This window comes from Knoellia sp. p5-6-4 (genome assembly GCF_029222705.1).
GTDB lineage: Bacteria > Actinomycetota > Actinomycetes > Actinomycetales > Dermatophilaceae > Pedococcus_A.
Map to the genome: position 1 here is coordinate 896,765 of NZ_JARGZF010000001.1, position 20,658 is coordinate 917,422.

Sequence of the window (20,658 nt, forward strand, 5' to 3'; positions counted from 1 at the left end):
TCGCCGGATCGGGCGCAAAGGGACCATTGGCCCTCCCCCGGCCCGCTGCAGCCCACTGATACTCGGACGCGTGGAACGAATCCAGGCCCTGAGCACCGAGGAGTGCCTGCACCTGCTGTCGACGGCAAGTGTGGGCCGGATTGCCGTGACCCGTGATGCGCTCCCTGTCATCCTGCCCGTCAACTACGCCCTCGACGGCGGGTCCATCCTGATCCGCACGACCGACGGCGCGATCCTGCGGGCCGCCCGGGCGGGCGGCGCGGTCGTCGCGTTCGAGGTCGACAACCTCGACGAGAGCACGATGACGGGCTGGTCGGTGCTGATCACGGGCACGCTGCGCGAGGTCACCGCCGTCAGTGCCGTGCTGCGCGCCGAACAGCTGCCCCTGGCGCCGTGGGCCGGCGGCGAGCGCCGTCACTTCGTGCGCATCACCCCCGGCATCCTCTCCGGCCGGCGGATCCTCAAGGAGGAGGTCGCGGCCTCCTAGCCCCTTGCCGGGCCGGTGGCGCGGGCCACCGCGCCGACCTGCGGCGAGTGCCGGACGGCCGGTCCCGCCCCTCCTAGACTTGGGGCATGGAGCGGCAGCAGGGCAGGCACGAGTTCGTCCCGTCGCTGTCCGGAATCGACCTCGACGACCTCCTCGGCGAGCTCCGTGAGCGCGCCGGTGCCGTGCGCGAGGCACACGAGCGCCTGAGCGGCCTCCTCGGCGCTGTCGTCGCCGTCTCGAGCGAGCTCGACCTCGCCGCGGTGCTCCAGCGGATCATCACCACCGCCTGCTCGCTCGTCGGCGCGCGCTACGGAGCCCTCGGCGTGCTTGGGCCGGAGCGTGACGAGCTCGTGCAGTTCATCACCCACGGCCTCGACGACGAGACCCGCGCCGCCATCGGCGACATCCCCCACGGCCACGGCGTGCTCGGCCTGCTCATCAAGGAGCCGAAGGCCCTGCGCCTGCACGAGATCTCCGAGCACCCCAAGTCGGTGGGCTTTCCCGCGAACCACCCGCCGATGCACAGCTTCCTCGGCGTGCCGCTGCTCGTGCGCGACGAGGTCTTCGGCAACCTCTACCTCTCCGACAAGGAGAGCGGCGAGGACTTCTCCGCCGCCGACGAGGAGGTCGTGACGGCGCTGGCCGCGGCCGCCGGTGTCGCCGTCGAGAACGCCCGCCTCTACGAGCAGAGCCGCAACCGCGAGGCCTGGCTGCGAGCCGCCGCCGAGTGCACCCGCACGCTGACCAGCGACTCGCAGGTGCGCACGGGCTACGACCAGGTGGTGTCGTCGGCGCACGCCGCCTCGGGTGCGCCGGTGGTCGTCATGCTGCGCCCGGCCGAGCCCGAGCTCGACCCTGCCGGGAGCCTGTATGCCGTGGCGCAGCGGGGCCTGCTCGAGGTCACCGAGACGCCGGCGAGCGTCGTGCCCGCGGGGATCGTGGAGCTGGTCGCCGCGGGGTCGGCCGCGCTGGTGGAGCCGCAGGAGGTGGCCGACCTGCTCGGCTGCAAGACGCCGCAGTCGGCCGCCGGCGCGCCGATGTGGGCCGGCGAGCGGCTGCAGGGCGTGGTGCTGTTCCTCTGGCCGGACGTCAACCCCTCCGTCCCGATCGACCTGCTGCAGGCGACCACCTTCGGGGAGCGGGTGGCCCTCGCGATGGCCGTCGCCGAGGCCCAGGCCGACCGCGAGCGCATCGCCGTGCTCGAGGACCGCGACCGCATCGCTCGCGACCTGCACGACCTGGTGATCCAGCGCCTCTTCGCCGTCGGCCTGTCGGTGCAGGGCGCCGCCCGCGACGTCGTGAAGCCCACGGTGGCCACCCGGCTCGAGCGGGTGGTCGACGACCTCGACGAGACGATCAAGGACGTGCGGCGCACGATCTACCAGCTGCACGCCGGACCGGCCGGCGCCGGCGGCCTGCGCTCGGAGATCGACGAGGTGCTCGAGCACGCCGAGGACGCACTCGGCTTCGCCCCCTCGCTGCGCACCGACGGCCCCCTCAGCGCGGTGCCCGACGAGGTGGGCGCCGACCTCATCGCCGTGCTGCGCGAGTCGCTGACCAACGCCGCCAAGCACGCCGACGCCACCGCCGTGCAGGTGGAGGTGCGGGTGGGCAGCGCCCTCGAGGCCTCGGTCACCGACAACGGCACCGGCATGCCGGCCAGCCTGTCGCGCCGCAGCGGCCTGTCCAACCTGCAGGCCCGGGCCGAGGCCCACGGCGGCAGCCTGACGATCTCGCCGGGGCCAGGTGGTGGCACCGAGGTCGTGTGGTGGGTGCCGCTGACCTCGACCGCCCGCGACTGACCGGTCGCTATCCCGGCCCGGGTCGTCTCACGCAGGTGACCCGGCCCGGCCGCCTCACGCAGGTGGGGCGAGTGCGGCCCTCAGCCGCGCGGCATACGCCTGGGCCTCGTCGCTGTCCGCGTATCTCGTCCGGGGCCAGAAGAACCCGCGCAGGCCGTCGCCCTTGGTGCGCGGCACGACGTGCACGTGCAGGTGCGGCACGCTCTGGCTGACGACGTTGTTCATCGCCACGAACGACCCCTGCGCGCCGAGCCCGTCGACCACAGCGGCGGCGACCCGCTGGGCCGCCCCCATCAGCACCGGCAGGAGCTTCGGCGAGACCTCGAGCAGCGTCGGCACGTGCGCGCGCGGCAGGAGCAGCACGTGCCCCTTGAAGACCGGGCGGGCGTCGAGGATGCCGAGCACCTCCGGCTCGTCGAGCACCACGTCGGCGTGCACCGATCCCTCGACGATGGCGCAGAAGACGCAGGTCACGTCGGCGAGCTTAGGCGGACCCGCCCCCGGACGCGCCCCGGCCGCCGGGTCAGCGGCGCAGGAGCCGGGCGTCCCCGCCGAGTCGCCAGCGCCGCCGGGTGCGCGGCAGCGGGTTGTGGCTGCCCAGGATCATCGACCACAGCTCACGCCCGGCCAGCACCCCGAGCGCGTCGCCCCCCGCCGAGGCCTCGGGCGCGTCGCGGCGGGAGGCCCGGGTGTACTCCGCCAGGGCCGCGGCGGTCTGCGGCCCGAAGTAGCCATCGGGCTCGGCGCCGACGTGGCGCTGCAGGAACCGCACGTCCTCACCGGCGTCGCCGAGCCGCAGCGCCCGGCTGCCGGGGGCCAGCCACTGGTAGTTGCCGTAACCCGCGCGCACCATGGGGGTCCTGCCCTTCGTCGTGTCGTGTGCCTCCACCGGCCGCGGCCGCCGAAGGGCAGCCGGGATCACGGCTCGGGAAGGGGGTGTCCGAGACACCGTCGCACGGGCCCCGCGCGGCCCAGATCCACTGTTTGTCCTAGGCAGCCCCGGCGTTTGCCACATCCGCGACGGCGCAGCACCCGAGCCGCCGCGGGCCCAACGGCCCTTAACCCCGCGGCAGCCCCGCGCGGACGCTGGTGGTGCGGCCCCAGCCCCGCGGACGGAGGAGACCATGCCCACCTCGCTGACGTTCCTGGGCGCAGCAGGCACGGTGACCGGGAGCAAGTTCCTCATCGAGCGCGGCCAGCGCCGGCTCATGGTCGACTGCGGGCTCTACCAGGGTGAGCGGGAGTGGCGCCGGCTGAACTGGAAGCCGCTCCCCGTGCCGCCGGACACGATCGACGACGTGGTGCTGACCCACTCGCACCTCGACCACTGCGGCTACCTGCCCGCCCTGGTGCGGCACGGGTTCTCGGGCCCCACCTGGGCGACCGATGGCACCATGGAGCTGGCGGCGATCATCCTGCGCGACAGCGCGCACCTGCAGGAGGAGGACGCCGAGTACGCCCGGCGGGGCGGCTACTCGCGCCACGACCCTCCCCTGCCGCTCTACACCGAGGCCGACGCCGAGGCGGCCATCAAGACGCTGCGGGCCCTGCCGTTCCACCAGGTCCGAGACCTCGGCGACGGCCCGCGGCTCTCGTTCCGCCGGGCCGGCCACATCCTCGGCTCCGCCACGCTGCTCGTGGAGGCGGACGACAGCAGCATCCTGTTCTCCGGAGACCTCGGCCGACCCGACCACCCGGTGCTGCTCCCGCGCGAGGCTCCCCCGGCCGCGCGGACCGTGGTGCTGGAGTCGACCTACGGCGATCGCGACCACCCCGAGCCGGCGGCGCAACCGCACGCGGCGTTCGCCGACGCCATCCGGCGCACCATCCGCCGGGGCGGGTCGGTGCTCATCCCGGCCTTCGCCGTCGACCGCACCGAGCTGGTGCTCGCGACCCTGGCCGACATGCTGGAGCGGGGGGTCATCCCGTCGGCACCGGTCCACGTCGACAGCCCGATGGCCCTCGCGGCGCTCCAGGTCTACCGGCGGTCCCGTTACGGCGCCGAGCTGAAGCCCGGCTCGGTGCCGGGGATCGAGCGGTGGCCGGGACTGCACCCCGCGCACAGCGCCGACGAGTCGCGGGCGCTGAACCACCCCAAGCGCCCCTCGATCATCATCTCGGCGTCGGGCATGGCCTCCGGCGGACGGGTCGTGCACCACCTGGCCTCCCTGCTGCCCGACGCCCGCAACACCGTGCTGCTCACCGGCTACCAGGCCGCCGGCACGCGCGGCCGCGCGCTCGCCGACGGGGCGCACGAGGTGAAGATCATGGGCCGGTACGTCCCCGTGCGCGCCGAGGTCGTCGTCGACGAGGAGTTCTCGGTGCACGCCGACTCCTCCGAACTGCTGGACTGGCTGCTCGAGCTGCCCGAGCCGCCCGAGACGGTCTACCTCGTGCACGGCGAGCTCGAGGCGGCCCGGACGCTCGCCGACCGGATCCGGCACGAGACCGGCTGGACCGTGGCGGTGCCGCGCCTCGGGGAGCGGGTGCTCGCCGACTAGGAGCTGACGCGCAGGACCGCGGCGCCGCGCAGGTCGCCGGCCGCCACGTGCCCGAGCGCCTCGTCGGCGCGTTCCAAGGGGTATGCCGTGGTGCTGGGCCGCAGGCCCAGCCGTGCCGCGAGGGCGAGGAACTCCTCGCCGTCGCGGCGGGTGTTGCTCGTGACCGAGCACAGCGACCGCTCCCGGAAGAGGTGCCGCTGGTAGTCGAGGGTCGGGATGTCGCTCATGTGGATGCCCGCCAGGGCCAGCGTGCCGCCGGCGTCCAGCGCCTCGAGCGCCAGCGGGACGAGGTCGCCCGCGGGCGCGAACATGATGGCCGAGTCGAGCGGCACCGGCGGCGCGTCCCGCGCTCCACCCACCGACGCGGCGCCCAGCTCGCGGGCCAGGGCCTGGGCGTCCTCACCGCGGGTGAGGACGTGGACCTCCACCCCCTGCGCGATCGCGACCTGGGCGGTCAGGTGGGCGCTCGCGCCGAAGCCGTAGATGCCGAGCGTGCCGCCGGCCGGCACCCTGGCCCGCAGCAGCGAGCGGTAGCCGATGATGCCGGCGCACAGCAGGGGTGCGGCCTGCTCGTCGCTGCAGGTCGACGGCAGCCGGTACGCGAAACCCTCTGGCACGACGGCGAACTCCGCGTAGCCGCCGTCATCGTCCCACCCGGTGTAGCGCGACTGCTCACAGAGGTTCTCGCGGCCGCTGCGGCACCACCGGCACGCCCCGCACGTGTGCCGCAGCCAGGCGATGCCGATGCGGTCGCCGGGGGCGAAGCGGTGGGCCCCGGGTCCGCTGCCCGCCACCTCGCCCACGACCTCGTGCCCCGGGACGGTGACGGGGCGGCGGGGGGCGAGGTCGCCCTCGGCCAGGTGCAGGTCGGTGCGGCAGACCCCGCAGACGCGCACGCGGACGAGCACCTCACCGGCGCCCGGTGTGGGCCGCTGCCTCTCCACCGGCCGCAGCGGATGCGTCGCGAGCGGGCCAGGGCGGCCGACCGCCCAGGCCCGCATCCCCTCACCCCTCACACCAGCCACCCCGACGGCCCGCTCACTTCACGGTGATGTGCGTGCTCTTGGCCTCGCTGGCCTTGGGCATCGTGATGGTCAGCACACCGTCGCTCAGGGCGGCGGTGACCTTCGCCTCGTCGATCGGGCAGGGCAGGAGCGCCTCGTAGCTGAACGTCCCGGTGACCCGGGTCGTGTGCCGCAGCACGCCTTCCTTCTCCCGGACGACCCGCTCGCCGCGCACGGTCAGCCGGCGGTCGGACAGCTCGATGTTGATGTCCTTCTTGTCGACGCCGGGCAGGTCCAGCTCGACGGTGAAGGCCTCGTCGGTCTCCTGCAGCTCTCCGCCCGGGGCGAAGTCCACACCGGACGGCAACCCCTGGAAGACGTCCTCCATGAGCTCGCGCATCCGGTGGCTCCACGGGGCGAGGGCGAAGTCCTCCCACGGCGAACGGCGCCGCAGCTCGGTGGACCGGCTCGTGGCGTTCGTACTCATTGGCTGCCTCCTCTGGTCGGTGGTGTCGGGCCCCGCAGCCACACGCTGGGCCAGCGTCCAGTCCACGCCGGGCGGCCCGGGGCAAACAGTGGCTTAGGTCCCTGTCCGGCCCGCACCTGCGCGGCGCATCGTGAGCACATGGGCGATGCCCTGCTCGAGCGCGGGGAAGGGACCGGTGGCCGCAGGGGCCGGCGGCCTCCGATCGACATGGCTCCGGCGCGCCCACCCCTCATCGGCGACTACGCCGTGCGGTGCCGGACCTTCACCTGGCAGCAGGCCCGCGGCTGGCTCGACGGCCTCCCCGGCGGCGGGCTGAACATCGCCCACGAGGCGGTCGACCGGCACGCCCATGGGGCGCTCGCCGACACGGTCGCGGTGCGCTTCCTCAGCCGCACCAAGCCCACCACCGAGCTCACCTACGGCGAGCTGGCCCGGCACACCGACACTGCTGCGATGGCGCTGCAGGGACTCGGCGTCGGACGCGGCGACCGGGTGTGCACCCTGCTCCCCCGCTCGCCCGAGCTCTACCTGACGGCCCTGGGCACCCTCAAGGCGGGCGCGGTGTACTGCCCGCTGTTCCCCGCCTTCGGGATGGAGCCGGTGCGCCAGCGCCTCGAGCTCGGCGGCGTGCGCGTCCTCGTCACCGACCGGGAGTCCTACGCCAAGAAGATCGTCCCCGTCCGCGACCGCCTGCCGGCGCTGGAGGCCGTGCTGCTCATCGACGCCCCTGCCGACGAGGCCCCTGAACCCGACACCCTCTCCTGGGCGGTGGTCATGGAGCAGTCCTGGGCAGCGTTGGAGCGCAACGGTTTCGAGATCGTCGCCACGGCACCGGACGATCCAGCGCTGCTGCACTTCACGAGCGGCACCACGGGCCGGCCCAAGGGTGCGGTGCACGTGCACGAGGCGGTCGTCGCCCACCACGCCACCGCACGCTTCTCGCTCGACCTGTCGCCGGGCGACATCTACTGGTGCACCGCAGACCCCGGATGGGTGACCGGCACGTCGTACGGCGTCATCGGCCCGCTCACCTGCGGGGCCACGATCGTGACCGACTCGGCGGACTTCGACGCCAGGCGCTGGTACTCGATCCTTCAGGACGAGCACGTCGAGGTGTTCTACACCGCGCCGACCGCGCTGCGGATGCTCATGCGCAAGGGCGTCGAACTCGCCCACGACCACGACCTGACGTCGCTGCGCCACGTCGTCAGCGTCGGCGAGCCGCTCAACCCCGAGGCCGTGGTGTGGGGGCTCGAGGCGTTCGGGCTGCCCGTGCACGACACGTGGTGGCAGACCGAGACCGGCGCGATCATCGTGAGCAACTACCCCGGTATGCCGGTCCGGCCGGGCTCGATGGGACGTCCGGTGCCCGGGGTGGAGGTGGGGGTGCTCGAGCGCGGCGCGGACGGGCGCGCCGCGGTCGTCGACGGCCACGTGCGGGCGCTGCACGACCCCGAGACCGTGGGCGAGCTCGCCGTCCGCCCCGGGTGGCCGTCGATGTTCCGCGCCTACCTCGGGGAGCCCGAGCGCTACGCCAAGGCGTTCGTCGACGGGTGGTACCTCACCGGCGACCTCGCGCGCATCGACGCCGACGGCTACCTGTGGTTCGTGGGGCGGGCCGACGACGTCATCAAGTCGGCCGGGCACCTCATCGGTCCGTTCGAGGTCGAGAGCGCGCTGATGGAGCACCCGGCAGTCGCCGAGGTGGGTGTGATCGGCAAGCCCGACCCGCTTGCCGGTGAGGTCGTCAAGGCCTTCGTCACGCTGAAGGCCGACGCCGTGCCGAGTGACGCCCTGAGGCGCGAGCTCATCACCTTCGGCCGAAAACGCCTGGGGTCAGTGGCCCCTCGTGAGATCGCCTTCGAGGAGCACCTACCGCACACGCGCAGTGGGAAGGTGATGCGCCGGCTGCTCAAGGCCCGTGAGCTCGGGCTGCCCGAGGGCGACCTGTCCACCGTGGAGCGCCCCACATGACCGCGCTGGCCCACGACCGCGAGGCCCTGCTGGCCGCCGGGGCGCCGGCCCTGCTCCGCCAGATGATCCGTGTCCGGCGCTTCGAGGAGAAGTGCGTCGAGCTCTACAGCGCCACCAAGATCCGCGGCTTCCTGCACCTGTGCATCGGGGAGGAGGCCGTCGCGGTCGGCGTCATCTCCTCGCTCGCGCCGGGCGACGCCGTCGTGTCCACCTACCGTGAGCACGGGCACGCGCTCGCCCGTGGGGTGCCGATGGCCTCGGTGATGGCGGAGATGTTCGGCAAGGCCACCGGCTGCAGCCACGGCCGCGGGGGCTCGATGCACCTCTTCGACGCCGAGCGCCGGTTCTACGGCGGCAACGCGATCGTCGGCGGCGGGATGCCACCCTCGGTCGGCATGGCGCTCGCCGACCAGATGAACGGCCGGAGCGACGTCACCGCCTGCATCTTCGGCGAGGGCGCCATGGCCGAGGGCGCGTGGCACGAGAGCGCGAACCTGGCCGCCCTCTGGGAGCTGCCGGTGCTCTTCGTCTGCGAGAACAACCGCTACGCCATGGGCACCGCACTGGCCCGGGAGCACGCGGAGACCGACCTGACGGCCCGCGCGGCCTCCTACGGCATGGTCGCCTGGTCCGCCGACGGCATGGACGTCCTGGCCGTGCAGGAGGCGGCGCAGCGCGCGACCGCCCTGGTCCGCGGCGGTGGCGGTCCGTGCTTCCTCGAGCTGCGCACCTACCGGTTCAGGGCCCACTCGATGTACGACCCCGACCGGTACCGCGACAAGGCCGAGGTCGAGCGGTGGCGCGCGTCCGACCCGATCCCCCGGCTCACCTCCGACCTGCTGGCCCAGGAGGCGCTGGCCGAGTCAGAGGTGGCCACGTGGGAAGCCGAGATCGAGCAGGAGATCGCCGCGGCCGTGCAGGCGGCCGAGGCCGCCCCGCTCGAGCCGGTCGAGGACCTCACCCGCTTCGTCACGAGCGAGGGTCCACCACGATGACCACCACCTGGGCCAGGCCCGCCGACTCCCCCTCGCCGGACGCAGCCGTCACGACCTACCGCGAGGCGCTGCGCGAGGCGCACCGCGAGGCCCTGCGGCGCGACCCACGCGTCTTCCTCATGGGCGAGGACGTGGCCCGCTACGGAGGCTCCTTCGCCGTCAGCCTCGGGCTGGCCGAGGAGTTCGGCGAGGAACGCGTCCGCGACACACCGCTCTCGGAGTCGGCCTTCACCGGGGCCGGCATCGGCGCCGCCCTGCGCGGGATGCGGCCGATCGTCGAGATCATGACGGTCAACTTCAGCCTGCTGGCCCTCGACCAGATCCTCAACAACGCAGCCACCCTCCTGCACATGTCCGGCGGGCAGCTGGCCGTGCCCCTGGTGATCCGCATGACCACCGGCGGCGGACGACAGCTCGCCGCCCAGCACTCGCACTCGCTCGAGGGCTGGTACGCCCACATCCCCGGGCTGCGGGTGCTCGCCCCCGCCACCCTCGAGGACGCGCGCGGGATGCTCTGGCCCGCCCTGGAGGACCCCGACCCGGTGCTCATCTTCGAGCACGGCTCGCTCTACCCGCTCAAGGGCACCCTGCCCGACCCGCCGCCGGAGGTCGACATCGCGCACGCGGCCATCCGCCGGGCCGGCGGCGACGTCACGCTCGTCGCCTACGGCGGAGGTCTGGGAAAGACGGTGGCGGCCGCGGACCTGCTTGCGGCGGAAGGCATCGAGGCCGAGGTGGTCGACCTGCGCGTGCTGCGGCCGCTCGACGAGGCCACCCTCCTCGACTCGCTCGCGAAGACCCACCGGGCCGTGGTCGTCGACGAGGCCTGGCGCTCCGGGAGCCTCGCCGCGGAGGTGTCGGCACGCCTGTCGGAGAAGGGCTTCTACGACCTCGACGCCCCTGTCGAGCGGGTCTGCGGTGCTGAGGTGCCACTGCCGTATGCCGCGCACCTCGAGCAGGCGGCCCTTCCGCAGCCGGAGGGGATTGCCGCGGCCGCCCGGCGCACGGTGCACGGCGATGGGTGACTTCGTGATGCCCTCGCTGGGCGCCGACATGGTCGAGGGCACCTTCATCGAGTGGCTCGTCCGCCTGGGCGACCGGGTCAGGCGCGGTGACGTCATCGCCGTGGTCGAGACGCCGAAGTCCGCCGTCGAGGTCGAGTGCTTCGAGGACGGCACCGTCGCCGAGCTGCTCGCCCGCGAGGGCGACGTCGTGCCGGTCGGCGGGGTGCTCGCCCGACTGGAGACCGCCGCCGTGCCCTCCGGCCCAGTGCGTGCTGCAACCGTGCCTGCCGCCCCCGAGCCTGCCGCCGTCATGCCTGCCACCCCCGCGCCCGTCGTGCGCCCCGAGCCGGCCCCGCCAGCGCCGTCGCCGCACCTGCCTCCCCTCTCGCCGGTGCTGCGCCACCGGGCCCACGAGCTCGGCATCGACCTCGCCACCGTCACGGGCACCGGTCGGCACGGCGCCGTGACGCGCAAGGACCTCGAGCGCGCCGCCGCCACGACGCCCAGCACACCCCAGCCCTCCGAAACCCCTGTGCGCCAACGTGTCTCACCCTACGCACGTCGGCTGGCACGCGAGGCGGGAACCGTGCTCGACGGCATACGGGGAACCGGTGCGGCGGGTGCCGTCACCGCGGCGGACGTGCGCCACGCGGCGGCTCCTGCGCGCCCGCAGCCAGAGGCGCCGGCGGCGAGGGCGGCTGCGGCGCCGGCCCGCCGCGCTGACGCCGACAGCATGCGCCAGAGCATCGCGGCCCTCATGACGGTGTCGAACCGGGAGATCCCCCACTACTACCTGAGCACCACGATCGACCTGACCGCGTCGCTGAAGTGGATGCGCGCGCGCAACCGCGAGCTGCCCGTCGAGCAGCGCCTCGTGCCTGCGGCCCTCATGCTCGTGGCGGCCGCCCGGTCCGCGCGGGCGGTCCCCGACCTGAACGGGCACTGGGTCGACGGTGGGTTCCGCCCGAGCGGGTCCGTCGACCTCGGCCTCATCCTCTCGCTGCGCCGGGGCGGGCTGCTGGTGCCCGCCATCGCCCGGGCCGACAGCCTGGGCGTGACGGAGATGATGGCTGCGGTGCGGGAGCTGACCAGCCGCGCCCGGGCCGGACGGCTGCGCGGCTCGGACCTGGTCCAGCCCAGCATCACCGTCTCGAACCTCGGCGACCAGGGCGTCGAGAGCGTGCTGGGTGTCATCTACCCGCCGCAGGTCGCCCTCGTCGGGCTCGGGGCCGTCTCCGAGCGACCGTGGGCGGTCGAGGGCCTGCTCGGCGTCCGGCCGCTGGTGACCGCGACGCTGGCAGGCGACCACCGCGCCAGCGACGGCGCGGTCGGCGCCCGGTACCTCAAGCACCTCGACCGACTCCTGCAGAAACCGGAGGAGCTATGACACCCGACGAGGGCCGCGACCTGCTGGAGCAGTCGCTGCGAGCCATCGTGCCCGAGGCGGACCTGACCGGCCTGCCCGGCGACACCGACCTGCGCGAGAGGTACGAGCTGGACTCGCTCGACTTCGTCGAGGTCGTGGAGCGCCTCAGCCAGGGCGCCGGCTTCCGCATCGAGGAGGACGAGGACCTGCGCACCATCGACGCCATCGTCGGCCTGCTCAGTCGCGGGACGCCGCACCCGGTCTGACCCGCCGGCTGGGCCCGACCTGCCTCCCGGCGGTGCCGCGCCCGGCACGCGCGAGCAGCACGACCGCGGGCAGGAGCAGCGCCGCGCCGGCGGCGAGGGCCGCCCGCACCGTCCAGCGGGTGCCCACCCAGCCCAGCAGGGGCCCACCTCCCCACTCGCCGGCGCTGCCCGCGACGTTGGCGATCGACAGCACCGTCGCCCGCGTCGAGGAGTCGTCGATGCCGAGGTTCAGCCACGTACGGAAGGGCGCGGAGGCCAGCGACCGAACCACGGTCGTCGCCCAGTAGGCCGCGACGGCCACCCACAACCGGTCTGCGAGCGCGAAGCCCAGCGCACAGGCGACGAGCACCGCGTGCAGCACCACCAGCAGTCGCGCCAGCCGCGCCGGGCCGAGCCCCTCGATCCGCGCGACCAACGGTGCCGCCACCGCGAAGGAGATGACCAGGGTGCCGGCGGCGAGCACGCCGAACCACGCGACGTCGTCGAGCCCGAACAGCGTCGGCAGTCCCACGTCGAGCAGCAGGTGCGCCTCCCACAGGCGGTCCCACCCCTCGCTCCAGGCCCCGAGAGCGGCGACGATGCCCAGCACGGCGAGCAGCACCGGGCGGGCGGCCACCTCGCGTCGCCCGGCGGCCACCGTCGCCAGGGCCGACCGCAGCGGCCCGACGACCCCGGATGACCGGTGCTGACGGGCGTGGCCGCGCTCGGGCATCGCCACAGCGAGGAAGAGACCCAGCCCCGCCGCAACGGCGCCCGCACAGAGCAGGGGCAGGCGGAGGTCGACCGTGGCGAGCGCGACCGCCGCGCCGATGCCCGCCAGCCCTGCCACGCGCTCCACCTGGGCGCCGCGCTGGTACGCCCCGCCGAGCCGCTCCGGTCCCACCTCGTCGGCCAGCCAGGCGTCCTCGGCACCGCTGCGGAAGGTCCAGCCGAACCCCCACAGCGCCATCGCGGCGAACACCGCCGGCGCACCCTGCGCGATCCCGACGCCGACCATGCCGAGCCGGCAGGCCAGCGCGGACACGACCAGGGACAGCCGGCGTGAGTACAGGTCGGCCAGAACGCCGGTCGGCACCTCCGCGAGGAAGTAGGCGACCTCGAGGGCCGTGCCCGCCAGCACGAGCTGCAGCGGCGACAGGCCCACCTCGCGCACCAGGAGGACCGCGGCCGTCGTCCACGAGAGGGTTCCCACGAAGGCCCACGCCCCGGCATACACCAGCCAGGACCGGTAGGCGTCGAGGCGTCGCGGTGGCACCTCAGGAGTATGGGCGCCGGCCTGCCCGGTGGCCACAGCTTTTGGCTGACGCGACCGTGGCCCCGCCTGCCGCTCGATAGGGTCGGGGCGTGCCGCACCTGGTCCGCAGGGGGCCCCTCGTCCCCACGCTGCGCGATCTCGCCGACGCCGGCTGGGGGCTGCTCACCACGAGCCTCGGCCTGGGGGCGGCGATCGCGGTCGTCGACGGCGCGACCGCTGACGGGCCGCTGCCGGTGATGCTCGTGGCGGTCGCCGTGTCGACCGGCGACCTCCTGCTGCGCCCCGGGCTGCGGCTGCTGGCCCTGGGCGTTGGCGCCGTCGGCGCCATGGTGGCCGGCCTGGTGGTCCAGATGCTCATCGCGTGGGCGGCGCTCGCCCTGGTGCCGGGCATCGGCGTCTCCGACTGGCGGGCCGTGCTCGCCGTGGTCGTCGTCGCCTCGGCCATCATGGCGCTCGGCCGCTGGCTGGTCGGCGCCAACGACAGCTCGTACGTGCTGGGCGACATCCTGCGCAGGGCCCGCTCCCACGAGCGGGCCCGGGAGCGGGAGGGCGAGGCGGCGCTGCCCACCGAGGCTGGCCTGCTGGTGGTGCAGCTCGACGGCCTGTCCCACACCGCGCTCCGCCAGGCCATCGAGGGCGGGCTCGCGCCGACCATGGCCCGCTGGCTGCGCGACGGCAACCACCTGCTGACCCCGTGGTGGTCGCGGGTGCCCTCGACGACCCCAGCCGCGCAGGCCGGCCTGCTGCACGGCAACAGCCACCCCGTCCCCGCCTTCCGCTGGTGGGACAAGGACCTCGGGCGCCTGGTGGTGGCCAACCGCCCGCAGGACTCCGCACTGGTCGAGTCGCGCGTCAGCGACGGCAACGGCCTGCTGGCCCACGGCGGCGCGGCCATCAGCACCATGTTCTCCGGCGACGCCCCGACGCGCCTGCTGGTCATGAGCGCGGCCGGCAGCGGCGGCGGCCTGGGGCCGGGGCCGAGCTTCCTGCGCTTCTTCGCCAGCCCGTTCGTCCTCTCGCGGGCGCTCAGCCGCAGCCTCGTCGAGATGCTCAAGGAGCTCTACCAGGGCAGGCGGCAACGGGTGCGCCAGGTCGTGCCCCGGGTCCGGCGCCGGGGGTGGTACGTCGTGCTGCGCGGCATCAGCAACGTGCTGCTGCGTGACCTCAACGTCTCCCTCGTCGCCGAGCACCTGGTGCGAGGTACGCCGGCCATCTACGTCAACCTCGTCGACTACGACGAGATCGCCCACCACGCGGGGCCGAGCAGGCCCGAGGCGCTGCGCGCCCTGGAGGGCCTCGACGGCGTCCTGGGCCTGCTCGAGCAGGTGGTGCGGGCCTCGGGGCGGGCCTACCGCATCGTCGTGCTCTCCGACCACGGCCAGAGCCTGGGCGCCACCTTCCGCCAGATGGAGGGCGCCGACCTCGCGACCGTGTGCCGCCGCCTGCTGCAGGTGCCGGACAGCGAGTCGGTCGAGGCCTCCGAGGGCGAGGCGTGGGGCCCGGTGAACACCCTGCTCACCACCCTGCTCAACACCCGCCCCGCCCGCCGCACCGTCGTGGTCGGCCCCGACCGCCACCTCCCCGAGACCGCGGCGACGGCGCGGCTCCCCGAGCTCGCGGTGATCGCCTCCGGCAACCTGGGCATGGTGTGGTTCCCGCGGCTGCCTGGCCGGCTCACGCTGGAGGAGATCCACGAACTCTGGCCCCGGCTGGTGCCGGGCCTGGTCAACCGCAGGTCGATCGGGGTGGTCATCGCCGAGACGGAGAGCCGCGGCCCGGTGGCCATCGGCGTGTCCGGGCTGTGCCTGCTGCGCGACGGCACGGTCGAGGGCGACGACCCCCTGCCGCAGTACGGCCCGCACGGTCGCGAGGACCTGCTGCGGCTGGCCGGGCTGGCGAACACCGGCGACCTGGTCATCGTCTCCTCCGTCGACCCCTCCGGGCAGGTGCACGCCTTCGAGGAGCAGGTCGGCTCGCACGGCGGCATCGGAGGGCAGCAGAATGAGGCCGTGCTCCTCCACCCCGCCGACCTGCCCCTGGACCGCCGGGCGCCCCTGGTGGGGGCGGAGACGGTGCACGAGCAGCTCGTGGCGTGGATGAGGCAGCTCGGGGTGCGCCCGTGAGCCTGCGTGTCACCTGGCTGGGCCACTCGACCGTCGTCATCGACATCGACGGCGCCCGGCTGGTCTCGGACCCGCTCCTCGAACGCCACGCGGGGATCCTGCGACGCCGGTTCGAGACACCGCGCGCCCACGCGTGGGAGGACGCCGACGCGGTGCTGCTCTCCCACCTGCACCACGACCACGCCCACCTCGCCTCGCTCCGGCAGCTGTCCGGCACACCGGTGCTCACCGCTCCCGCCTGTGCGGGGTGGCTGGAGGGCAAGGGCATCGACGGCGGCACCGGTCTGGAGGGCGAGGAGTGGGCCACGGTCGGGGTGCGGTCGCAGGCACGGGTGCGCCTGGTGCGCGCCGTGCACGCGCACCGGCCCATGCCGCACCGCCCCAACGACGCCCACGGCCACCTCGTGCAGTCCGCCACGGCGACCGTCTGGGTGGCCGGCGACACCGAGATCTACCCCGACATGGGCGAGCTGGCCGCGCTGGCCGGCGCCCCGATCGACCTCGCGGTGGTGCCGGTGTCGGGCTGGGCCCCCCGGCTCTCGGGCGGCCACATGAACCACGAGGAGGCAGCCCGGGCGTGCGAGCTCGTCGGCGCGCGGTATGCGATCCCCGTGCACTGGGGCACCCTGCACGTCCCTGCGGGCAAGCACCTCCCCCGCGGCTGGATGGACCGGCCGGGCCTGGCCTTCGCCCGCGACGTGCGGCGCCTGGCACCGGACTGCGAGCCCGTCGTGCTGCACCCCGGCGAGTCCTGGGCCCTGGGCGACTGAGACGCCCGGGCGCCCCCGGCCCCGGGCGATCCAGACCCGGGCGACCCCCCTCGACGGCGTTCCCGAGCCACCGGACCTATCGGGACAACCGGGGACCCATGGGACATCCCGGGATGCCCACGCCGCGAATTCCGGTGCCTGCCAGGGCCTATGGCCCCTGTTTGACGGACAGGACCCTCATCCATATTGCACAGTGCAGGGGAAGGACCCGACGCCGGAGCCGTCCGGCTTGACCTGACGTGGAGTGCCCGTGACCCCCGACCAAGCACGCGCGACCTACCTCAAGGCGGTTCGCGCCGTCGCCCCGGAGGCCGACCTCGCTGCAGTGCGTGCCGGCGCCGACGTCCGGTACGTGTGCCGCCTCGACCAGGAGCGCTTCCGGCGGTTCGTCACCACGCTGAGCGACCTGGCGGGCTTCGAGGTCCACCTCGACGACGCCGACGCGGACAGCCTGTGGACCATCCACGAGGGGGTCCGGTTCCTGGTGAACGAGTCCTCGCGCATCACCCTCCTCGGACTGCACCCCGTCGGCTGACCGGAGGCGCCGTGGCCACCGCCGTTGCCAGGAAGCGACCGACGGTCGCCGCGCGGCGGTCAGGCTACGTGGCCGCCGCCCTGATCAACGGCCTGTTCCTCTACCTCGTCAACCGGCGCCCCGGCTGGGAGGCCGTGCCGTTCCTGACCGCCGAGACCGAGCAGGTGCTCGGGCTGGTCAACGCCTCGATCGTCGCCGGCGTCGTCGCGAACCTCGTCTACCTCGTCGCCGACCCACCCCGCCTGCGCTCGCTGGGTGACCTCGTGACGACCGGCATCGGCCTGGCGGCGATGGTGCGGATCTGGCAGGTGTTCCCGTTCGCCTTCGACCCCGACGGCTTCCCGTGGGACACGCTGTGCCGCTGGGTCCTCGCGGTCGGCATCGTCGGCAGCGCCATCGGCATCGTGGTTGCGCTGGTCACGCTGGTGCGGGGCACCCACCGCTGACCGGCGGAGGGCCGGACCATGCGGTGGACCTACCTCGACAACCTCAAGGTGGTCCCCATCGCCGGGGTCATCGCGCTGCACGGGATGCTGAGCTACTCGCCGCTGGAGGTGTGGCCGTACGCGCTGGTGCGCGAGACCACCCTGGCCGAGCCCAGCCACGTCGCGGCCCTCGCGGTGGCGGGGCCGTTCGCCATCTTCCTCATGGCCCTGCTGTTCCTCGTCGCAGGTCTGCTCACGCCGGGAGCCTTGCGCCGCAAAGGTGTCCGCCGCTTCGTCCGCGACCGCCTCCTGCGCCTGGGGGTGCCGTTCCTGGTCTTCGTCGCCCTCGTGTGGCCCGTCCTCCTCTACGCCCTCTACCGGCCCCTGGGTCACGTGTCCGGCTCCTTCTGGACCGAGACACGCCTCAACGTCCCCGACACCGGGCCGGCCTGGTTCATCGGGGTCCTGCTGGTGCTCTCGCTCCTGTATGCCGCGTGGGCGGCACTGCGAGCCCACCGCGCCAGGGCGCGGCGCCGGCGCCGTCCCGTCACCGCCGGGTCGCTGGCCCTGCTCGCCACCGCTGTCGCCGCCGCCTCGTTCGTCGTCCGGCTGTGGATCCCCTACGCCAGCGAGGCGCCGCTGGACCTCAACGAGTGGCAGTGGCCCGAGTGCGCCGGGCTCTTCGGGCTCGGCGTGGTGGCCACCGGGCAGGGGTGGCTCGAGGTGGTGCCCCGCCCGCTCGCCGGCACGGCTGGGCAGGTGACGGGAGCAGCCGCCCTCGGCGCCGCGGCATACGTCGGCCTGGCCGGACCGCTCGGCATGGACTTCGAGGCCCTGACCGGCGGACTGCGTTGGGAGTCAGCGGTCTTCGTGGTGCTGGAGGGCGCGCTCACGGTCTTCGGCTCGGTCTGGCTGCTCTCCTTCGCGCAGCGCCGGCTCGCCCGCCCCCGCCCGCACGGAGCCGAGCTGGCCCGCTGGTCCTACCCCGCGTTCCTCGTCCAGGGCCTTCCCCTGCTCGCCCTGGCCGTGGCGCTGCGCCCGGTGGCGGCGCCGGCCGAGGTCAAGGCGGTGGTCGTCGCCGCGGGTGGCGTGGTGGCGTCGTTCGCGCTGGCCGCCCTGCTCGTCCGCGCGCCCGGCGTGCGCCAGGTCGTGTGAGCCCCGAGTGCCGGGCTAGGACTTTTGGGTGTGCGACGCGCCGCGACGCCCTGCCTACGGTGGCGGCATGGACATCGAGCAGCTCATGAGCCAGGCCACCGACGCCGCCAAGGTCTCCCGCGTCTTCGGCGAGCCGATCCACGAGGGCGACGTGATGCTCGTGCCCGTGGCCCGCGTACGCGGCGGCGCGGGGGGCGGCACCGGCACGGGCCCCGACAACGAGGGCTCGGGCAGCGGGGGCGGTGGCGGGTTCACCGCCGAGCCTGCCGGGGTCTACGTCGTCAAGGGAGGTGAGGTCACCTGGCGCCCCTCGGTCGACGTCAACCGGGTCGTCCTGGGCGGGCAGCTGGTGGCCATCGTCATGTTCCTCGTCCTGCGGTCCCTGATCCGGCGGCGGTGAACAAGACCTGAGTACCCGCGCCCACGACAGGGCGGCCCCGACGGGTCCACCCTCTGCCCATGACGAAGCAACGCAGCCGCATGCCCTACGTCTGGGCGCTGGGCCTCCTGTGGGCCCTGCCCGCCGTCGTCTTCGCCGCCCTGCTCCTCACGGCGCCCGACCACAACAGCAGCGGCCAGTGCGAGGGAATCGGCTTCGGCTGCACCCTCACGCCGTATGACGGGACCGTGTTCCTCGCCGCGCTGTCGGCACCGGTGCTGCTCCTCGCTGGAGCGGTGGCCTGCCTGACCCTCTGGCTGCTCCGGCACCGCGCGGACCGCCGAGGGTGACGTGACCCGGCGCGGCCTCAAGCCGTGAGCATGGGCGCCCCGCTGCGCACCGCCTCGACGAACCTCGCGTGGTCGCGGGCGTTCACCTCGGCGTAGGAGTCGGCGAAGGACGCCATGGCCTGCGCGAACTGCTCGTCGTCACCGAGGTAGGACGCGATGGCGATGCGGTCGCCGGAACGGGCGTGCGCCCGGGCCAGGGTCCACGCGCAGACCTCGGCGTAGAGGCGAAGGGCCTTGGGGGTCATGGCCTCGATCGAGGCCGAGCCCTTCCAGTCGTGCAGCTGGCGGATGTAGAAGTCGCGGATCCGCTGGTCGAGGCCCATGGCGCGCTGCCAGCCGAGGAACATGTCGCTTGCCGCCTGCATGACCCGCTGTCCGGCGACGACGCGCACCCCCTCGTGCCGCTGCTTCGGCAGGCCGAGGTGCGAGGCGATCACCGATGGCTGGGCCTCCTTCACCTGCAGCAGCAACGGGTCACCGTCATCGCGCCCGCGCATGAGCACGACCCAGCACCGGGTGCCGACGCTGCCGACGCCGACCACCTTGCGGGCCATGTCGACGAACGAGTACGAGCGCGCCAGCTCGCGGTGCCCGGGCGCCAAGGAGTCTGCGTAGTCCCACAGCAGCTTCTCCATCGACTCCTCGAGCTCGTCGCGCGTCACCCCCGGCGCCAGCTCGGCCACCGGCACCAGCAGGGGCGGGTCGCTGATGATGCGGCGGACACCGTCGACGACCTCCGTCAGGTTCGCCACCGAGCGGAGGTGGTCGCGTCCCATGGCCTTGGCGATGGCCTTGTCGAACCTCTTGCTCGCCTTGGCGTCGATGTCGTCGGCGAGCAGGCGGCGCAGCTCGGTGACCGACACCCGGGCGTACCAGACCGCGAGGTTCCCCTGGGCGGCGAAACCGCCCATCGCGGTCTGGTAGCGGCGCGCCGCCGCGACGACGACCTTGCGGTTCTGCTTCTCCGTGAAGCCGTTGGACAGACCGGCCACGACCAGGCTCGCCACCAGGCGCTTGACGTCCCACTCCCAGGGGCCGGGGCAGGTCTCGTCGAAGTCGTTGATGTCGAAGAGCAGGTTGCGCTCGGGTGAGGCGAACATGCCGAAGTTCGCCAGGTGGGCGTCACCGCACAGCTGGGCGTAGAGCCCGGTGTGGGGGCGGGGGGCGAGGTCCGCCGCCATCACCGCGGCGCCCCCACGGAAGAAGGCGAAGGGAGAGGCGGACATCCGTTCGTTGCGGAGGCCGACCAGCTCGGGCAGTCGCGAGGGCAGCTGCTGCGCCAGCACGCTCACGGGGTCGCGGTCGGCGCGCAGGTCGAGTGCCGCGTGGGCCTCGGGCGGGAGCCGCTTGCGGGCGGCGAGTCCCTTCGCCGCCCTCGCCTCAGGCGTCTCGAACACGTGCTGCTCGCGCATCGGTCTCTCCTGTCAGTCCGTGCCAAGCCTCCTGCCTCTTACGGTGGGCCTGCCTCACCCCTGGCTGGTGAGTCGTCCTTCCACGCGCCGACGTCACGCTCCACCGCGAGGAGCGGCCACTCCCCCCGGGACGCCCTTGAGTGTGCGTGTGCCACGAGGGGTGAAGCCGATGCCGGAGCCGACCCGCCACCCGCAGCTCCAGGCCCAGCGGCGCCACCGCCTTGTGCAGGGCGACGCCGCACCGGATGGCCCGTGCGGGGTCGTCGAACGCGGCCATCGCGCCGTCGCCGGCGAAATCGACCACCCGTCCACCGCCGCGCTCCACCTCGCGGCGCACCACGTCCCGGCTCTCGGACCAGGACCGCCGT

21 protein-coding genes are annotated in these 20,658 nt (G+C 73.9%); 15 read left to right on the forward strand and 6 right to left on the reverse strand.

All coding sequences use genetic code 11. The annotated features are described in order from the left end of the window. Window positions 1–70 precede the first annotated feature (70 nt). Both P2F65_RS04275 and P2F65_RS04280 read left to right on the forward strand, forming a co-directional pair. A complete protein-coding gene (locus P2F65_RS04275; protein ID WP_275804497.1) occupies window positions 71–487 on the forward strand; it encodes a pyridoxamine 5'-phosphate oxidase family protein in 417 nt (138 codons plus the stop codon). Window positions 488–573: 86 nt separating this feature from the next. Further along, a complete protein-coding gene (locus P2F65_RS04280) occupies window positions 574–2,289 on the forward strand; it encodes a GAF domain-containing sensor histidine kinase (RefSeq protein ID WP_275804499.1) in 1,716 nt (571 codons plus the stop codon). Between the two features lie 54 nt (window positions 2,290–2,343). Here P2F65_RS04280 and P2F65_RS04285 read toward each other — a convergent pair whose 3' ends face one another. After that, entirely contained in the window at window positions 2,344–2,763 is a 420-nt protein-coding gene (locus P2F65_RS04285; RefSeq protein ID WP_275804501.1) for an HIT family protein, read from the reverse strand. A gap of 49 nt (window positions 2,764–2,812) precedes the next feature. Beyond that, complete coding sequence (locus tag P2F65_RS04290; protein ID WP_275804503.1) at window positions 2,813–3,142, reverse strand: hypothetical protein; 330 nt, start codon at window positions 3,140–3,142, stop codon at window positions 2,813–2,815. A gap of 271 nt (window positions 3,143–3,413) precedes the next feature. Here P2F65_RS04290 and P2F65_RS04295 point away from each other — a divergent pair, with 271 nt between their 5' ends. Next, the gene (locus P2F65_RS04295; RefSeq protein ID WP_275804505.1) at window positions 3,414–4,790 is read left to right on the forward strand and encodes an MBL fold metallo-hydrolase; all 1,377 of its coding nucleotides are present in this window, start codon (window positions 3,414–3,416) and stop codon (window positions 4,788–4,790) included. Here P2F65_RS04295 and P2F65_RS04300 read toward each other — a convergent pair. Continuing rightward, window positions 4,787–5,791 carry a zinc-dependent alcohol dehydrogenase family protein gene (locus P2F65_RS04300; protein ID WP_275804507.1) on the reverse strand — a complete coding sequence of 335 codons (1,005 nt, stop codon included), beginning with the start codon at window positions 5,789–5,791 and terminating at the stop codon, window positions 4,787–4,789. The genes P2F65_RS04295 and P2F65_RS04300 overlap by 4 nt on opposite strands. Window positions 5,792–5,828: 37 nt before the next feature. Next, window positions 5,829–6,281, reverse strand: a complete 453-nt coding sequence (locus P2F65_RS04305; RefSeq protein WP_275804509.1) for an Hsp20/alpha crystallin family protein — start codon at window positions 6,279–6,281, stop codon at window positions 5,829–5,831. 138 nt (window positions 6,282–6,419) lie between these two features. Between P2F65_RS04305 and acsA the strand changes: the two genes are divergently transcribed. The 5 genes from acsA to P2F65_RS04330 are packed head-to-tail and all read left to right on the forward strand — an operon-like array spanning window position 6,420 to window position 11,886. Then, window positions 6,420–8,255: an acetate--CoA ligase gene (acsA, locus tag P2F65_RS04310; RefSeq protein ID WP_275804511.1), complete on the forward strand. Its 1,836-nt coding sequence runs from the start codon at window positions 6,420–6,422 to the stop codon at window positions 8,253–8,255. After that, window positions 8,252–9,250, forward strand: a complete 999-nt coding sequence (gene pdhA, locus P2F65_RS04315) for a pyruvate dehydrogenase (acetyl-transferring) E1 component subunit alpha (RefSeq protein ID WP_275804512.1) — start codon at window positions 8,252–8,254, stop codon at window positions 9,248–9,250. The genes acsA and pdhA overlap by 4 nt, the downstream gene beginning before the upstream one ends. Beyond that, window positions 9,247–10,275, forward strand: a complete 1,029-nt coding sequence (locus P2F65_RS04320; protein ID WP_275804514.1) for an alpha-ketoacid dehydrogenase subunit beta — start codon at window positions 9,247–9,249, stop codon at window positions 10,273–10,275. Before pdhA ends, P2F65_RS04320 begins: the two co-directional genes overlap by 4 nt. Next, window positions 10,268–11,641, forward strand: a complete 1,374-nt coding sequence (locus tag P2F65_RS04325; RefSeq protein WP_275804516.1) for a dihydrolipoamide acetyltransferase family protein — start codon at window positions 10,268–10,270, stop codon at window positions 11,639–11,641. Before P2F65_RS04320 ends, P2F65_RS04325 begins: the two co-directional genes overlap by 8 nt. Next, window positions 11,638–11,886 carry a phosphopantetheine-binding protein gene (locus tag P2F65_RS04330; RefSeq protein ID WP_275804518.1) on the forward strand — a complete coding sequence of 83 codons (249 nt, stop codon included), beginning with the start codon at window positions 11,638–11,640 and terminating at the stop codon, window positions 11,884–11,886. Before P2F65_RS04325 ends, P2F65_RS04330 begins: the two co-directional genes overlap by 4 nt. On the opposite strand, the gene P2F65_RS04335 is transcribed toward P2F65_RS04330, so the two are convergent. After that, complete coding sequence (locus P2F65_RS04335) at window positions 11,858–13,141, reverse strand: MFS transporter (RefSeq protein WP_275804520.1); 1,284 nt, start codon at window positions 13,139–13,141, stop codon at window positions 11,858–11,860. The two genes, P2F65_RS04330 and P2F65_RS04335, sit on opposite strands and share 29 nt — an antisense overlap. Window positions 13,142–13,230: 89 nt before the next feature. Here P2F65_RS04335 and P2F65_RS04340 point away from each other — a divergent pair, with 89 nt between their 5' ends. The 7 genes from P2F65_RS04340 to P2F65_RS04370 all read left to right on the forward strand — a co-directional run bounded on the left by P2F65_RS04340 (window position 13,231) and on the right by P2F65_RS04370 (window position 18,878). Then, complete coding sequence (locus P2F65_RS04340; protein ID WP_275804521.1) at window positions 13,231–15,264, forward strand: alkaline phosphatase family protein; 2,034 nt, start codon at window positions 13,231–13,233, stop codon at window positions 15,262–15,264. Further along, window positions 15,261–16,034, forward strand: coding sequence for an MBL fold metallo-hydrolase (locus tag P2F65_RS04345; RefSeq protein ID WP_275804522.1), 774 nt, complete (start codon window positions 15,261–15,263; stop codon window positions 16,032–16,034). Before P2F65_RS04340 ends, P2F65_RS04345 begins: the two co-directional genes overlap by 4 nt. Before the next feature lie 250 nt (window positions 16,035–16,284). Continuing rightward, window positions 16,285–16,569: a hypothetical protein gene (locus P2F65_RS04350; protein ID WP_275804523.1), complete on the forward strand. Its 285-nt coding sequence runs from the start codon at window positions 16,285–16,287 to the stop codon at window positions 16,567–16,569. Between the two features lie 11 nt (window positions 16,570–16,580). Further along, on the forward strand, window positions 16,581–17,015 hold the full coding sequence (locus P2F65_RS04355; protein WP_275804525.1) for a hypothetical protein: 435 nt from the start codon (window positions 16,581–16,583) through the stop codon (window positions 17,013–17,015). 18 nt (window positions 17,016–17,033) lie between these two features. Beyond that, entirely contained in the window at window positions 17,034–18,149 is a 1,116-nt protein-coding gene (locus P2F65_RS04360) for an acyltransferase (RefSeq protein WP_275804527.1), read from the forward strand. Between the two features lie 67 nt (window positions 18,150–18,216). Then, window positions 18,217–18,549 (forward strand): spore germination protein GerW family protein, encoded by a 333-nt coding sequence (locus P2F65_RS04365; RefSeq protein ID WP_275804529.1) that lies wholly within the window; start codon window positions 18,217–18,219, stop codon window positions 18,547–18,549. Between the two features lie 59 nt (window positions 18,550–18,608). After that, entirely contained in the window at window positions 18,609–18,878 is a 270-nt protein-coding gene (locus tag P2F65_RS04370) for a hypothetical protein (RefSeq protein WP_275804531.1), read from the forward strand. 17 nt (window positions 18,879–18,895) lie between these two features. Here the strand turns inward: P2F65_RS04370 and P2F65_RS04375 are convergent, their stop codons facing one another. Next, the gene (locus P2F65_RS04375) at window positions 18,896–20,290 is read right to left on the reverse strand and encodes a DUF2252 domain-containing protein (RefSeq protein WP_275804533.1); all 1,395 of its coding nucleotides are present in this window, start codon (window positions 20,288–20,290) and stop codon (window positions 18,896–18,898) included. Window positions 20,291–20,658: the final 368 nt, after the last annotated feature.

Excerpts from the sequence above, each read along its gene's own strand:
- P2F65_RS04280 (WP_275804499.1), top strand. The coding sequence starts at position 574 with ATGGAGCGGCAGCAGGGCAGGCACGAGTTCGTCCCGTCGCTGTCCGGA.
- P2F65_RS04290 (WP_275804503.1), bottom strand. The coding sequence starts at position 3,142 with ATGGTGCGCGCGGGTTACGGCAACTACCAGTGGCTGGCCCCCGGCAGC.
- P2F65_RS04295 (WP_275804505.1), top strand. The coding sequence starts at position 3,414 with ATGCCCACCTCGCTGACGTTCCTGGGCGCAGCAGGCACGGTGACCGGG.
- P2F65_RS04300 (WP_275804507.1), bottom strand. The coding sequence starts at position 5,791 with ATGCGGGCCTGGGCGGTCGGCCGCCCTGGCCCGCTCGCGACGCATCCG.
- P2F65_RS04305 (WP_275804509.1), bottom strand. The coding sequence starts at position 6,281 with ATGAGTACGAACGCCACGAGCCGGTCCACCGAGCTGCGGCGCCGTTCG.
- acsA (WP_275804511.1), top strand. The coding sequence starts at position 6,420 with ATGGGCGATGCCCTGCTCGAGCGCGGGGAAGGGACCGGTGGCCGCAGG.
- pdhA (WP_275804512.1), top strand. The coding sequence starts at position 8,252 with ATGACCGCGCTGGCCCACGACCGCGAGGCCCTGCTGGCCGCCGGGGCG.
- P2F65_RS04320 (WP_275804514.1), top strand. The coding sequence starts at position 9,247 with ATGACCACCACCTGGGCCAGGCCCGCCGACTCCCCCTCGCCGGACGCA.
- P2F65_RS04325 (WP_275804516.1), top strand. The coding sequence starts at position 10,268 with ATGGGTGACTTCGTGATGCCCTCGCTGGGCGCCGACATGGTCGAGGGC.
- P2F65_RS04330 (WP_275804518.1), top strand. The coding sequence starts at position 11,638 with ATGACACCCGACGAGGGCCGCGACCTGCTGGAGCAGTCGCTGCGAGCC.
- P2F65_RS04360 (WP_275804527.1), top strand. The coding sequence starts at position 17,034 with ATGCGGTGGACCTACCTCGACAACCTCAAGGTGGTCCCCATCGCCGGG.
- P2F65_RS04365 (WP_275804529.1), top strand. The coding sequence starts at position 18,217 with ATGGACATCGAGCAGCTCATGAGCCAGGCCACCGACGCCGCCAAGGTC.
- P2F65_RS04370 (WP_275804531.1), top strand. The coding sequence starts at position 18,609 with ATGACGAAGCAACGCAGCCGCATGCCCTACGTCTGGGCGCTGGGCCTC.
- P2F65_RS04375 (WP_275804533.1), bottom strand. The coding sequence starts at position 20,290 with ATGCGCGAGCAGCACGTGTTCGAGACGCCTGAGGCGAGGGCGGCGAAG.